This window comes from Dongia mobilis, assembly GCF_004363235.1.
GTDB lineage: Bacteria > Pseudomonadota > Alphaproteobacteria > Dongiales > Dongiaceae > Dongia > Dongia mobilis.
Map to the genome: position 1 here is coordinate 47,788 of NZ_SNYW01000011.1, position 14,643 is coordinate 62,430.

Sequence of the window (14,643 nt, forward strand, 5' to 3'; positions counted from 1 at the left end):
CCATCACGATGCTGGCCAGTTTCACCCCGCCCTCGCGCGCGCATCTGCTCTGCCTCGTCATCGGCGCCGCTGGCGGATTCGTCTTCTACCTGCTGCACATGCCGCTGCCCTGGATGCTGGGGGCGATGGCCTTCACCACATTGGCGGCGGTCTCGGGCGTGCGCATCGCGCTGATGCCGCGGGTGCGCATGGTCTTCGTCGCCGTGCTGGGCATCATGCTGGGCAGCCAGTTCTCGCCCGCCATCCTCGACCATGTCGCGATGTGGCTGGTGAGCTTCCTGTGGCTGGGGCTCTATGTCGTGATCGCCACCTGGGCGGTGCGCTGGTTCTATGTGAAGATCGCGCGCTACGACCCGGTTACCGCCTATTTCGCGGCGGCCCCCGGCGGGCTCTCCGAGATGATCCTGGCTGGCAGCGCCTTCGGCGGGGACGAGGCGCGCATTTCGCTGGCCCATGGGGCCCGCATCCTGGTGGCGGTCTTCGCCCTTTCCTTCGGCTATCGCTGGTTCGGCGGTTATGCCCCCGGCGGCGCGCCGATGCTGGGAACCACCGCGCCGCTGGCGACCATCGACATCTTCTGGCTGGCCCTCGCCGGTTTCGCCGGCTATTTCGTGGCCCGGCTCATCCGCCTGCCGGCCCATGCCCTGGTCGGGCCGATGTTCCTCTCCGCCGCCCTGCATCTCGCCGGTGTGACCGAGTCCAAGCCGCCGCAGGAAGTGGTTGTCATCGCCCAGGTGGTGATCGGCTCGATGATCGGGGCGCGCTTCACCGGGCTCGCTTTCGGCCTGGTGCTGCGCGGCATCCTGCTGGCAGTCGGCGCCACCGCCCTGCTGCTGGGCCTCGCCGCCGCTTTCGGCCTCGCCGTCGCCTGGAGTGCGGGCCTGCCCTTCGCCTCGACCCTGCTCGCCTTCGCGCCGGGCGGCCTTGCCGAGATGAGCCTCATCGCGCTCGCGCTTGGCATCGACGCCGCCTATGTCTCCAGCCACCATGTGGTCAGGATCTTCATGATCATCGTGGCGGCGCCGCTGGTGTTCAGGTTACTGGGCGGCCGACGCAGCGGTTAGCGCCATCGCCTTCAGGCGCTTGAGATCGGTCTTGCCGGTACCCAGCACCGGCAGTTCCTCGATGCGGTAGAGATCGGCGGCCTTGGGGATCCAGATTTTCGGCATCTCGCTCTCGTTGAGTTGGCGCCAGACCAATGCCGGCTCCAGTGGCTCTTCCGCCACATAGAAGCCGACCAGGCGTTCGCCCTTGGCGGCATCGGGCACGGCGGTGACATTGGCGCCACTGACGCCGGGGATGCGCAGCAGCGCCTCCTCGACCTTCAAATGCGGCACCATCTCGCCGCCGATCTTGGAGAAGCGCGACAGGCGGTCGGTGATGCGGATGAAGCCGTCATCATCCAGAAGGGCGATATCGCCGGTGACATACCAGCCGTCGCGCAGGACCTCGGCGGTCTTTTCCGGGTTGTTGAGATAGCCCAGCATGCGGGCGGGACTTTTGAGGAGCAGCAGCCCCTCCTCGCCCGGCGCCTTCTCGGCGAAGGTGTCGGGATCGACGATACGCGCGGCCACGCCGGGGATGGGATGGCCGACCGTGCCCGGCTTGTGCCCCACCTGGCGGTCGGTGGCGGTGCCGTTGTCGAAATCGGGCACGTTGACGGCGACCACCGGTCCCATCTCCGTGGTGCCGTAGCCTTCCAGCATGTCGAGGCCGTATTTCTCCTTGAACTGGGCGGCGAAATCGGGGCGCAGCTTCTCGGCCCCCACCACGACATGGCGGAGGGTGGCGAAATCCTCCTTCGGCACCACGCGGTAATAGCCCTGGCAGAAGGTCGGCGTCGCGATCATGATGGTGGCGCGGTATTTCCTGACCATGCCGCCGATGGTCTTCGCATCCAGCGGATTGGGGTGATAGACGGCGCCCAGCCCCACTACGAGGGGCAGGCAGAGGGTGCCGGTGAAGCCGAAGGAATGGAAGAAGGGGAGGACACCCATGATGCGGTCGTCCTTCTGCGCCCAGAGAATCTGGGCGAGCGCCTCCAGATTCGAGACCACATTGTGCTGCGAAAGCATGACGCCCTTGGGCTCACCTGTGGAACCGGAGGAGAACATCACCGTGCAGAGATCGTCGACCTTTTGCCCGCGCGGGCCGATAAGGAGGGTGAGCAGGCTGGTCGGCGTCAGCATCGTCTTCAGATAGGCGACGAGGCGAGTCACCTTGGAAATGCCGCCGAGCAGGTCCTCGGCATAGATCATCTCCGGGCGTTCCTCCAGCTTGGCCTTGGCGAGGAAGGGCTTCGCCGTGACGATGGTCCTGATACCACATTGGCGGATGGCGGCTTCCATGGCCTCCGGCCCGATGGTGAAATTGAGATTGACCGGCACCTTGCCGGCCAGCAGCAGGCCCATGTTGACGAGGGCGGCACCGACCGAGCCCGGCAGCAGGACACCCACCATTTCCTCATTCGGCCGCTGGCGCTTGAACCAGTCGCTCAGGATTCTGGCCCCGGTGAGGGCCTGGCCGAAATTCATCTCGCGCCCGAGTGAATCCGCCATGGCGAAGCTGAACCAGCGCGCCTTCGCCGTCCGGATGAAGCGGTTGGCGACGAGGTCGTCCTTGCGGCGGCGGTGGCGGAAGGAATCGCCCGCCATCTCCAGCAATTTCTGCCGCACCTCGAAGGCCCTGGCGCTGGAGGGAAGCGGTTTTCCGAAGGTGATGGTGACCGGATAGAAGAAGCGGCTGGGCCATTTCCAGAAGAAACGCCCATCCTTGAAACTGAAGATCGAGCCCCAGACCTGGTCGAGATGGACCGGGATCACCGGCGCCTCGATGCCCTCGCTGATCCGCTCGAAGCCGCGCTTGAAGGGCAGCATGTTGCCGGTGCGGGTGATCGCCCCCTCGGCGAAGATGCAGACCACATGCCCGCCTTCGAGCTCGGCCCGGGCGCGGCGGATCGGTTCCGCCACCTTGCCGCCGCCGGTCGGGATGGCGTGCATCTTCCGGAGGAACAGGCCGAGGCCGGGAATCTGGAAGAAGGGCGCATAGACCATGAAGCGCACGAAGCGCTGTACGCAGGAACCGACCAGCAGGCCGTCGATGAAGGAGAGATGGTTGCAGACCAGCAGCGCCGGGCCGTTGATCGGCACGTTCTCGGCACCGACGATGCGGATGCGGTAGATCGAATGGGTGAGCGACCAGAGCACGAAGCGGATGAAGAAATCCGGAAGCAGCAGGAAGATATAGCCGGTGACCAGGAAGGAGAGCACGCCGCCGGCGAAGATCACCTGGTCCGGGGCGAAAGCCAGCAGGCTGCCGAAGACGTAGTTGGCAAGGGCCGCCAGCAGGATGGCGATGAAGTTGAGGACGTTGTTGGCGGCGATGACGCGGCCGCGATTGCTGGCCATGGATTTCTGCTGCAGCATCGCATTCAACGGCACCACGAAGAAGCCGCCGAAGAAGCCGAGCAGGCCGAGGCAAAGCGTGGCGCCCCAGGCGCTGTCCGCCGTCACCAGCAGCATGGCGAAAAGGCCCATGCCCACCGAGCCGATGGGCACCAGGCCCAGCTCGACCTTGTGGCCGGAGAGGCGGCCGGCAGCGATGCTGCCGACACCGATGCCGATGGCGACCGCCGCCCAGAGCAGTCCGGTCTCGCCCTCGCCGAGGCCGAGGATCCGGGTCCCGTAGAGCGGGATCGAGATCTGCAGCAGGGCGCCCAGGAACCAGAACCAGGAAATACCGAGCACCGTCAGGAACAGGCGCCGGTTGCCGAACAGCTCGGCCAGGCCGCGGTCGATGCCGGCCAGCGGATCCCAGCTGAACGGCGCGCGGATGTTGGGCGCCGGTGTCCGGCCGATGCCGAAGCTCGCCGCCGTGCCGATGACGGCGATGGCAAGGACGATCGCGCCCAGCACCGCCGGCTGGCCGCGCAGATCCTCGAACAATTGTCCCCCCGCCCAGGTGCCAAGGATGATGGCAAGGAAAGTGCTCATCTCGATAAGCGCATTGCCGCGGGAGAGATCGCGGTCGGGCAGCAATTCCGGCAGGCAGGAATACTTCGCCGGGCTGAACAGGGTCGATTGCAGCGCCATCAGGAACATGACGCCCATCATCAGCACGAGATCATTCAGCACGAAGGCGACGAAGCCGATGCCCATGGCGACGATCTCGATGCTTTTGGTGGCGATCAGCACGCTGCGCTTGGGGTGGCGGTCGGCCAGCTGCCCCGCATAACCCGAGAACAGGATATAGGGCAGCACGAAAAGGGCGGCGATGATGGAAAGGTAGGTGGTCGCGTCGAAGCCGTCCTGCTGGCTTCCCGCCATGGCGATAGCGAGAAACGTCACGATGAAGCGGTAGACGTTGTCGTTGAAGGCGCCGAGAAACTGGGTCAGCAGCATCCAGCGGAATCCCCGGTCGAGGATGAGCTGCCTGTAGGAACGGTCGTGCATGTGGCGCCTTCTCCCTGTTATCCCAGCAAAATCGGGGGGAGCGGCGGGCAAGTCAAGCGGGCGCGCGGGAGACCCGTTCACAACCACCAATCGGGGCGCTAGAGTGACAACATCATGACAGACAGCCATACAGCCAGAGACGATCAGGGCCGGGAGATCATCCGCACCACCTGCCCGCGCGATTGCTACGATGCCTGCGGCATTGCCGTGGTCAAGGCCAGCGGCGGCCGCATCAAGGTCCTGGGCGACCCGGACCATGCAGTGAGCCGGGGGGCGCTGTGCGGGAAATGCGCCATCGCCTATAACGGCGCCTATCTTGACCCCAAGGCGCGCCTGACCCAGCCCCTGCGCCGGACGGGGCCCAAGGGCAGCGGACAATACCAGGCGGTGAGCTGGGAATCAGCGATCAGCGAGATCGCCGACCGCCTCAGGGGGATCGTCGCCAAGAGCGGGCCGGAGGCGATCTGGCACACGCATTACACCGGCACCTGCTCGGCCATCGCCGGTGGCTTCCCGCAACGCTTCTTCCATCGCCTCTGCGCCAGCGAGGTCGACCCCGACAGCATCTGCAACGCCGCCGGACATGCGGCGCTGGGCTATCTCATAGGCACGGGGAGCGACGGCTTCGATCCGCGCATGGCGGAACAGGCCGATTGCATCATGGTCTGGGGAGCCAACCCGTCGGCTTCGGCACCGCACCGCCACAAGCACTGGCTGAAGGAGACCAAGGCCAAGGTGATCGTGGTCGACCCGGTGCGGCACGAGACGGCGGCCGAGGCCGATCTGCACCTGCAACCCTTTCCCGGCAGCGATGCGGCGCTGGCCTTCGGCCTGCTGCATGTGTTGGTGAAGGAAAAACTGACCGACGACGCTTTCATCCGCGACCACACCATCGGTTGGGACGAAATCGCCGGCACGATCGCGGCGGCGACACCGGCGCGCACCGCCGCCCTCACCGGCGTGCCGGAAGCCGACATCATCGAAGCGGCGCGGCTTTATGGCAGTGGCCCGGCTTTGCTGTGGCTGGGCCAGGGCCTGCAGCGCCAGCCCATGGGCGGCAACATCTTCCGCGCCATCGGCCTGCTGCCGGCGGCGACCGGGAATTTCGGCAAGCCCGGCGCCGGGCTGCTGTTCCTGAATGGCGGCGCCAGGCGCGGCATCGACGGCGACTATCTGGAAGCGCCGCATCTGCGGTCGAATGAGCGCCAGGTCGCGAGCCATATGGATCTGGTCGACCTGCTGAACGACCGCAGCCGCGCCCAGGCGCTGGTCACCTGGAACATCAACATCGCCGCCTCCAACCCGCGCCAGGCCGATCTCAGGGCAGTCCTGCAAAGCGAAGACCTCTTCCACGTCGCCATCGATCTCTTCCCGACCGACACCGTGGATCTGGCCGACATCATTCTGCCGGCGGCTTCCTTCCTGGAGTTCGACGACATAGTGATGTCGTATTTTGATCTCACGATCTCGGCCCAGGCGAAGGCAATGGAGCCGATGGGTGAGGCCCTGCCCAACCAGGAAATCTTCCGCCGCCTCGCCGCCGCCATGGGCTATGACGAGCCGGAACTGTTCGAGCGTGACAACGCCATCCTCGACAACCTCGCCCGCCAATTGGGCGAGAGGGATTTCGCGGCCCTGAAGGCCGCCGGCACGAAGCCGCGCTGGGTAGAACCGGTGGTGCAATTCCCGGATCTCGTCTTTCCAACCCCCTCGGGCAGGATCGAGATCGCCAGCGAGCGGGCGGCGGCCGACGGCCTGCCGCGCGTGCCGCATGCGGAGGTCGATGCCCATCCGGCCGCGGGTCGCCTGCGCCTGCTGTCACCCGCCTCGAAATGGCTGATGAACAGCTCCTACCACAACGACCCGAAGATCGCGGCGAAGCTGGGCCCGGAACATGTCGTGCTGCACCCCGACGATGCGGCCGCGCGCGGCATCGCAGGCGGCAGCCAGATCCGCGTCTCCAACGCCACCGGCAGCATCACCATGATCGCCGACATCGCCGACACGATTCCACGCGGCGTGGCACTCGCCGCCAAGAGCCGATGGCCGAAACTGGTGCCGGGCGGCCTCACCGTCAACGCGCTCAATCCCGGCCAGAAGGCGGACATGGCAGAGAGTTCCAGCGTGCATGGGGTCGAGGTGGAGGTGGCACCACTTCTTTTTTAGACCAGTTAACGCTGCCTCTTGGCGTTTCGCTGATCTTTGATGATCTGACGCATTACGTCGATCACAGGTTTCATTTGCGGACCATTCACGATTTTCTTTGCCGCCAAGGCTCCTATGGCCAATGCAGGTGTTGTAGACACGATCCTTAACGCACGATCGATAACCTCAATCATCTGCATCACATCTTTCTGCTCCGCTGATGATGGCAGGCGATCATAGATCGGATCTCGATCTGAGTAGAGTGCTCCGTGCTTCACATGCTGCCACTCACCGAAAAATGACATCGCAATGATAGAGGCATGAGGATCCGATCCAAGCAAATCGGTAAGCATCGTTGGCCATTTTTCAATTATTTGGGGGTCAGTTTGAAGCCTGGCATTCACATCAGTTAAAACTTCCGTAAAACGGTCTCCAGTTACAGCCTCAGAAACCTGAGCCGCACGCAACCCACTTCGAAAGAGTAGTTCAGCAAATATCAAGCAGGCGAAGGCTTCCTGCTTTGCATTGTGCGACCGAAGTGTTTCTTCCAGTCGACCATTAGCTTCATACTCTTGCCATGCCAATATGAGAAATTTTCCGAGTTCTTCAGCAGCAATACAGGCAAGGAAATATGCTGAGGCAAATCTGTTATTGCAGCACAAGAAGTGTGCATCGTTCATTAAACGAAGAGCGTTATCAACGCACTCCTTTGCTGCAATTGAATGAACGGTGATGTTTACCACCACTCCACTCCAACAAACCAAAGTAAAATTGCACTAACGAAGACCCCCTACCCCTTCACCCGTTCCATCTTCGGGTCATAGAGCGGCTGCAGGCTGACCTTGGCCGGGTAGCGCTCGCAGGCGATTTCAAGCTCGTAGGTGCCGGAAAGAACGTCCTCGGGGCTGACGCCGTTTTCGGGATCGCGCACATAGCCGATGCCGATATTGGTCTCCAGCGTATAGCCATAGCCGCCGGAAGCGAGCCAGCCACATTGCCTGCCGTTCCTGAAGATGGTCTCGCGGCCGAGGAGCACGATGGCGGGATCATCGACGGTGAAGCAGGCCAGCAGCTTTGGCAGTTTCTTCTGCGCGCCGCCCTTCTCCACTTGCGCGACGAGCGCCTCGCGCCCGAGGAAAGGCGTGTTCTTGCGGAGCTTGACCGCCCAGCCCATGCCGGCCTCGAGCGGCGAATGGTCGGGCGTGATATCGGAGGACCAGGCGCGGTAGAATTTCTCGAGGCGCAGGCTCTCGATGGCGCGATAGCCAGCATTGGCGATGCCGTGCTTGCCGCCCGCTGCCCAGAGCGCGTCGTAGACGGCGACCATGGATTCCACCGGGATGTGCAGTTCCCAGCCGAGTTCGCCGACATAGGTGACGCGCAGCGCGCGCACCATGGCGCCGGCCACGGCGATCTCACGCGCCATGCCGAAGGGAAAGGCGGCGTTCGAGACATCGGCGTCGGTGACGGCGGCCAGCACATCGCGCGCCTTCGGTCCCATCAGCGAGAGGACGCCGTAGGCCGAGCTGACGTCGATCAGCCGAGCATCCAGGCCGGCGGGAATATGCGTCGCGATCCAGTGGAAATCATGGGTGGCATAGCCGGTACCGGTGACGATGTAATAGGCGTCATCGGCAACGCGCGTCACCGTGAGGTCGCATTCGATGCCGCCGCGCTGGTTCAGCATCTGGGTATAGACGATGGAACCCGGTTTCTTCGCGACATCGTTGGCGGCGATCCAGGAGAGGGCCGCCTCGGCATCGCGGCCCACCAGCATGAATTTGGCAAAGGAGGTCTGGTCGATCAGCACCACGCGCTCGCGCGCGCACCGGTGCTCGCTGCCGACATGCTCGAACCAGTTCTGGCGGCCGTAGGAGTAGACGTCCCTGGGCTCAACACCCTGGGGCGCGAACCAGTTCGGCCGCTCCCAGCCCAGTTTCCAGCCGAAGACGGCGCCCTGGTCCTTGAGCTTTTGATAGAGCGGCGAAACGCGCACGGGGCGCACGCTCTCCAGCTCCTCATGCGGCCAGGCCATGGAATAGTGGTGGGCATAGGCTTCGAGCGTGCGGGTCAGCACCCAGTTGCGGTCGCGATGCACGGAACCGAAGCGGCGGATATCGACCGGCCAGAGGTCCATCGGCGGCTCGCCGCCGGCGACCCATTCGGCCAAGGCCCGGCCGGCACCGCCGCCAGAGGCGATGCCGAAGGCGTTGAAGCCGGCGCCGACATAGAAGTTCCGGACCTCCGGCGCCTCGCCGAGGATGAAATTGCCGTCCGGCGTGAAGCTCTCTGGGCCGTTGATCATCTGCTTGACGCCGGCCTTCTCCAGCGCCGGCACGCGGATCAGCGCCTGTTCCATCAACTGGCCGAAATGATCCCAGTCATTCTCAAGCAGCTGGAAGGCGAAGTCACCAGGCAGCGCGAAACGATCCCCCCGAGATGGTTTGGGGCCGGGCAGCCAGGGGATCGGGTTGTGCTCGTAGCCGCCCATGACGAGGCCGCCCACCTCTTCCTTGAAATAGATCAGGCGGTCGGGATCGCGCAGCGTGGGGAGATTTTTCGGCACGCCGGCCATGGCCTCGGTGACGATGTACTGGTGCTGGACCGATTGCAGCGGCACGTTGACGCCGGCCAGCGCCCCCAATTCGCGCGCCCATTGCCCGGCGCAATTGACGATGACATCGGCGGCGATGCGGCCCTTGTCGGTCATCACCGCGACCGCCCTGCCCTTCGCCACCTCGATGCCGGTGACGGCGGTTTCCTCGAAGATCCTGACACCGTTCATTCGCGCGCCCTTGGCGAGGGATTGCGAAATATCGGCCGGGTTGGCCTGGCCGTCGGTCGGCAGGAAGGCCGCCCCGACGAGATCGCCGATATCCATGATCGGCCAGAGGTCCTGCGCTTCCTTGGGGCTCAGCAGATGCATCTCAAGGCCGAAGGAATGTGCCGTCGTCGCCTGGCGCCTGATCTCGGTCATGCGCTCATTGTTGCAGGCAAGGCGCAGGCCGCCATTCATCTTCCAGCCGGTGGCAAGGCCGGTCTCGGCCTCCAGCCGGTTGTAGAGCTCGACCGAATATTTGAGGAGCTGGGTGATGTTGGCCGATGTGCGCAGCTGACCGACCAGCCCCGCCGCGTGCCAGGTGGAACCGGAGGTGAGCTTGCCCCGCTCGAGAAGGATCACGTCCTTCCAGCCGAGTTTCGCGAGGTGATAGGCGGTCGAGCAGCCGATGATGCCGCCACCGATGATGATTGCGCGCGCCGATGCCGGCAGGTCGCCCATGGAAAACTCCTACATGTTCCTGAAGTCGCCGAGGGCGCGTTCGAAGCGCGCCAAATTCTCGGCGGTATAGGCCTGGTAATCGAAATCGAGGGTGGAGTGGATCTCAGAGATCATGCTCCACATGGTCTCGCGCAGCAGCGAGGCGCATTTCATGGCGTGGTAGCGGCGCATCAGCTCGGCGCCGGCGGGCTTCTCGAAATAAGCCTCGATCAGCCGCTGCTCGTCCGCCGCCGGCACCTCGTTGTTGGAGCAGAGATTGGCGAGATCGAAGAGCGGCGAGTTAAAGCCGGCGTAATCCCAGTCGATCAGCCAGAGGCGGCTGCCGTCATCGATCAAATTGGTCGGCAGCAGATCGTTATGGCCATAGACGATTTCGACGGGCCCCACCGCCTTTTCCAGCTCGGCGGCGATGTCGAGGAGCCGCGGCAGAATGCCGAGATGGCGGCTGTTCCCGGCCTTGAGCGAGTGGCCGTAATCGCGCAGCACATGGAACACCCAGAAGATCAACGCCGGGCCGGTGACATGAAGCGGCATCTCGCGATGGCAGCGGCGGATCAGTGGCAGGATGCGGTCGAGCATCTCCGGCCGCCGCACATCCTCGGCGGCGAGGGTATGGCCCTGGACGAAGTCGAAGACGATGGCGCCGGGTTCGGCATGGATGACGGCGGGCGACAGGCCGCATTCGGCGGCTGCCCGGCTGGCCGCCAGTTCGTTGAAACGCATGACGCCATGGACCGGGATGTCGTCGCCGATGCGGACGAAACAGGTCCGGTCGCCATCGACGACGCGGAAATTGGCATTGGTGATGCCGCCCTTGATGATCTCGGGCGCGACCGGCCCCGACCAGCAGGCGAGCGCGCGCGCCCGTGCCATCGCCTCCTGCATGAACCTGCCGTCTCCCGCCGCCGGTTATCCCTGTCCGACAACCATTCGCCACCAATTGCGGGAAATGTCAACACTCAAGGCACAATTCATGTTGATTTGATGTTGTAACCGACCCTCCGATGATCAAAGCGCCCGCACATCGCTCAGAAATCCCTTCACCAGATGGTCCAATTGGGCCGATTGCCGCGCCAGTTCGCCGGCCGAAATGCGGACCGTTTCCGCCGCTTCGGAACTGGACCTTGCCGCATCGCTGACCACGGCAATGTTCTGGGTCACCTCCTCGGTGCCCTTGGCCGCTTCTTCGACATTGCGGGCGATCTCCTTGGTGGCGGCGTTCTGTTCCTCGACCGCCGCGGCGATGGTGGCGGCGATCTCGTGGCTGCGCTTGATCGTGGTGGAAATCTGCTGGATGGCGGTGACCGCCGTGCCGGTCGATTGCTGCACGTCGCCGATCTGCTGGCCGATCTCCTCGGTGGCGCGGCCGGTCTGCTGGGCAAGGTTCTTGACCTCGGAGGCGACCACGGCAAAGCCGCGCCCGGCCTCGCCTGCCCGCGCCGCCTCGATGGTGGCGTTGAGGGCCAGCAGGTTAGTCTGGTTGGCGATGTCCTGGATCAGGGTCACCACCTGGCCGATGCGGTCGGCGGCGGCGGCAAGGCCGGTCACCACTTCGCTGGTGCGCTCCGCCTCGCCCACCGCTTCCTCGGCGACGCGGGTCGACATGTTGACCTGGTTGCCGATCTCGCCGATGGAGGCGTTGAGTTCCTCGGTCGCCGCGGCCACGGTCTGGACGTTGGTCGAGGCCTCGGTGGCCCCCGCTGACACGGCCTGGGCGCCGGTGCTGACCGACTGCGCCGATTGTGCCATCCTCCGAGCCGTATCCTCCATGGCGGCAACGGCGCTGTTGACCTGGGCCAGCGCTGCCGCGACCTCGTTGTCGAAACTGCGCGTGAGCGCCAGCATGCGCTCGCTGCGCTCCAATTGCCGGCGCTGCGCCTCGGCCTGCTCGCTGGCGAGGCGCTGCGATTCCAGCATGGCATTCTTGAACACTTCGACGCTCTGCGCCATGCGGCCAATCTCGTTGCGGTAATCGGTTGCCGGAATCGGCGTGTCCTGCTGCCCGCCGGCCAGCGCATGCATGGCCCCGGTCATGGCACCGATCGGGGTCGAGATGCGTCGCCCGATATACATGGCAACCAGTGCCGCCACGATCGCGGTCAGAATGATCGCCAGCAGGATCCAGCGCGCGGTCTCAACGCCCAGCTCCGCCGCGCGGGCATTCGCCGACCTGAAGTCGCCGTCGATCCGTTCGATCATTGCCGTCACCACGGGGTCGACTTCGGCGAAGGCCGCGGAGAGCGCCTTCTCGTCATCGATCAGCTTGAGGCGCAGTTCCGCCACACGCTGGAAATCGGCGGCATAACTTTCCATCAGCACCCTGATGGCATCGCGATCCTCGGCGAACAGGTTAGCAGCGCCGAGGTCGGCCAGGAACGCCGCCGTGGTCTTGGCATGGCGTTCCACATAGCTGGCATCGAGGCGCAGCAGGAAATCCTTCTCGGCACGGCGCAGCATCAGCATGGTGATGGTGAGCTTGTCGAGACCCAGGGTCTTCAGCTTTTCCTCGACATTGTGCACCGACTTGCGCAACTGGCCGCGCAGCCCGAGTTCATCGGTGAGGCCAATCTCGATCCAGTGCCCGGCCAGGGTCTGGAAGGCGGCGCGATAGACGCCCACCCCGTCGCGGATGGCAGCGATGTCGGACTTGAAGGCGCCGGCCTTGTCTGCTGCCTCCACCTGGGCGAGGTCGGCCTCGATTGCCTGCATGACGGCGTCGTGATCGGCGACATATTTCTCCTCGAGGCGGATGATGAAATCCTTTTCGCGGCGGCGCGCGTTCAGGAACTCGTAGCGCAGTTCCTGTGCCGTCACATAGATTCCCGTCGCGGCATTGGCGCGGACCTGCTCGCGTTCGCGCGCGCCGTCAACCAGCAGATAGACGACAAGGATGGCGGCGAAGCCGAGGCCCGCCATCAGACTGACCAGCTGGATCTGCCAGGAGATCTTGAGGTTCTTGAAAAGCGCGGTCATCAAACGCCTCCATCGCGGCTGGAGAATGCAAACGGACGCAACAGACAATGCGCCAGTATTGCCTCAAATTTGATGCGATAGAGTTAATGCCATACCGGTGAATCTCGCCGAGGCGGCGCTTCAGTTGGCAATGAAAGCCCAAAGGAACCCGCTTATACGCCGACGTTCCTAGCTGGAGCGGCGGCGTTGGGAATGAGTGCCGGAGGACGGCAGCGCGGCAAGAATCTCCAGCAGATCCTCGCGCGTGCGCAGGCGGTGATCGGCAAGACCGGGATGGAGAGCCGTCAGGGCCGCAATCAGGCGCGGGAGATAGGGCGCTTCCAGCCCCGCCGCGGCAAAGGTCGCGGCGTCGCCGCCCAGTTCCGCACTTGCCCCGCTTGCCAGGACGCGACCGCGATGCAACAGGACCAGGTGATCGGCGAAGGCATAGGCAAGATCGGCGTCATGGGTCGAGAAGACGATCTGCACGCCGCGCATCGCCAAGCCGTCGAGCGTCGCCAGCAGGTTCCTCTTGGCGAGCGGATCGAGGCCGGCCGTGGGCTCGTCCAGCACCAGGATCTCGGGCCGCATGGAAAGGGCGCCGGCAATGGCGACGCGCTTCCTTTGGCCGAAACTCAACGCATGGGTGGCGCGACGGGCGAGATCGGCGATATCCATCTCGGCCAGTGCCTCCGCGACACGCGCCGCGACCGCGGCCCGGTCGAGCCCCAGATTCATCGGCCCGAACGAAACATCCTCGGCCACCGTCGCGGCAAAGAGCTGGTCGTCGGGGTCCTGCAGCACCAGGGCGACGCGCTGCCGCAGAGAGGTGAGGCCGGCGGAATCATAGCTGGCGTCGGCGCCATCGATGCGAACCCTGCCACCGGTTGGCCGCAGGCTGCCGTTCATGTGCAGGAGCAGCGTCGTCTTGCCGGCGCCATTGCACCCCAGGAGGGCGATCCGCCGCGCCGCGAGATCGAGCGAGACAGCCTCCAGCGCCGGGCTGCCATCGGCGTAGCGATAGTGCACCTGATCGAAGGAAAGCTTCACGGTGCCACCGGCAGCAATGCGGCAGCAAGCGCGGTCGCTGCGAGGACCAGGCCCGTCACGGCGATTCGTGCCGGCGAGGCAGCCGCGCCGGATTCGAGAAAGGCCAGCCGGCCGCCGAAATTGCGCGCCGCCAGCCCCAGCTCCAGGCGGTGCGAACGCGCGAGGAGACGCGGGAACAAGGTTGCCGCCACGATACCCAGCGAGCGCAGCGTGCCGCGATAGCCGCCGAAGCCGAGCCGCGCCCTTTGCGCGGCAATGCTGCGCTCGACGATTTCGGCGGTCACCCAGATCTGGCGATAGATCATCAGCGCGAGATCGGTGAGGAAGGCCGGCACGCCGACGCGCCCCAGAAAGGCCAGCAGATCGCTGACCGGCGTGGTCGTGGCGAGGCCGATCAGGCAGGCAAGCGTCGCCAGCACCCGCACGCAGGGCGGCCAGATCGTCGCCCAGGCATCGGGCGCCAGCGCCAGGCGCCAGCCATCCGACCAGTCGAGCGAGACGGCGAGCGTCGCCACGCTGGTCAGCAGGAAGCCGGTCGGCACCGCGACCAGGCCAAGATAGAGCCGTGTCGGCACCCGCGCGAGGCACAGGGAGGCGATGACTGCGACGATGCCGACGCCAATCCCCGCTGCCGGCAGATGCGCCCGGGGTGCCGCCATGACGATGGCAAGGCCGCCCAGATACAGCACCATCTTTTCCGCCGGGTGGCGCCCGGCCCAGCGATTGCCGCGCGCCGCGATGTCGATCGCGCGGATCATGCTTGCG

General features: G+C 64.9%; 8 protein-coding genes and 1 pseudogene. 2 read left to right on the plus strand and 7 right to left on the minus strand.

Annotated elements, in window-relative coordinates; genetic code table 11:
• Window positions 1-8: 8 nt before the first annotated feature.
• Window positions 9-1,064 (plus strand): AbrB family transcriptional regulator, encoded by a 1,056-nt coding sequence (locus A8950_RS14745; protein WP_133614449.1) that lies wholly within the window; start codon window positions 9-11, stop codon window positions 1,062-1,064.
• On the opposite strand, the gene A8950_RS14750 is transcribed toward A8950_RS14745, so the two are convergent.
• Window positions 1,038-4,451, minus strand: a complete 3,414-nt coding sequence (locus A8950_RS14750; protein WP_166645200.1) for an acyl-[ACP]--phospholipid O-acyltransferase — start codon at window positions 4,449-4,451, stop codon at window positions 1,038-1,040. The two genes, A8950_RS14745 and A8950_RS14750, sit on opposite strands and share 27 nt — an antisense overlap.
• 114 nt (window positions 4,452-4,565) lie before the next feature.
• On the opposite strand from A8950_RS14750, the gene A8950_RS14755 reads away from it, so the two are divergent.
• On the plus strand, window positions 4,566-6,617 hold the full coding sequence (locus A8950_RS14755) for a molybdopterin-containing oxidoreductase family protein (protein ID WP_133614451.1): 2,052 nt from the start codon (window positions 4,566-4,568) through the stop codon (window positions 6,615-6,617).
• A 5-nt stretch (window positions 6,618-6,622) separates the two neighbouring features.
• Here A8950_RS14755 and A8950_RS14760 read toward each other — a convergent pair whose 3' ends face one another.
• The 6 genes and pseudogenes from A8950_RS14760 to cbiQ form a co-directional block, all read right to left on the minus strand.
• A complete protein-coding gene (locus A8950_RS14760; protein ID WP_133614452.1) occupies window positions 6,623-7,339 on the minus strand; it encodes an AbiV family abortive infection protein in 717 nt (238 codons plus the stop codon).
• A 47-nt stretch (window positions 7,340-7,386) separates the two neighbouring features.
• The gene (locus tag A8950_RS14765) at window positions 7,387-9,876 is read right to left on the minus strand and encodes a GcvT family protein (RefSeq protein WP_133614453.1); all 2,490 of its coding nucleotides are present in this window, start codon (window positions 9,874-9,876) and stop codon (window positions 7,387-7,389) included.
• A 9-nt stretch (window positions 9,877-9,885) separates the two neighbouring features.
• Entirely contained in the window at window positions 9,886-10,761 is an 876-nt protein-coding gene (locus tag A8950_RS14770) for a choline kinase family protein (protein WP_208109874.1), read from the minus strand.
• Between the two features lie 123 nt (window positions 10,762-10,884).
• Window positions 10,885-11,931: pseudogene (locus A8950_RS20015) on the minus strand (methyl-accepting chemotaxis protein); the annotation flags it as partial.
• Between the two features lie 1,086 nt (window positions 11,932-13,017).
• A complete protein-coding gene (locus tag A8950_RS14780) occupies window positions 13,018-13,878 on the minus strand; it encodes an energy-coupling factor ABC transporter ATP-binding protein (protein WP_133614455.1) in 861 nt (286 codons plus the stop codon).
• Window positions 13,875-14,636 carry a cobalt ECF transporter T component CbiQ gene (gene cbiQ, locus A8950_RS14785; RefSeq protein WP_166645201.1) on the minus strand — a complete coding sequence of 254 codons (762 nt, stop codon included), beginning with the start codon at window positions 14,634-14,636 and terminating at the stop codon, window positions 13,875-13,877. Before cbiQ ends, A8950_RS14780 begins: the two co-directional genes overlap by 4 nt.
• Window positions 14,637-14,643 lie beyond the last annotated feature (7 nt).

What these genes read in the sequence shown, in the direction of transcription:
- A8950_RS14745 (WP_133614449.1), top strand. Translation starts at nt 9, where the DNA reads ATGCTGGCCAGTTTCACCCCGCCCTCGCGCGCGCATCTGCTCTGCCTC.
- A8950_RS14750 (WP_166645200.1), bottom strand. Translation starts at nt 4,451, where the DNA reads ATGCACGACCGTTCCTACAGGCAGCTCATCCTCGACCGGGGATTCCGC.
- A8950_RS14755 (WP_133614451.1), top strand. Translation starts at nt 4,566, where the DNA reads ATGACAGACAGCCATACAGCCAGAGACGATCAGGGCCGGGAGATCATC.
- A8950_RS14765 (WP_133614453.1), bottom strand. Translation starts at nt 9,876, where the DNA reads ATGGGCGACCTGCCGGCATCGGCGCGCGCAATCATCATCGGTGGCGGC.
- A8950_RS14770 (WP_208109874.1), bottom strand. Translation starts at nt 10,761, where the DNA reads ATGCAGGAGGCGATGGCACGGGCGCGCGCGCTCGCCTGCTGGTCGGGG.
- cbiQ (WP_166645201.1), bottom strand. Translation starts at nt 14,636, where the DNA reads ATGATCCGCGCGATCGACATCGCGGCGCGCGGCAATCGCTGGGCCGGG.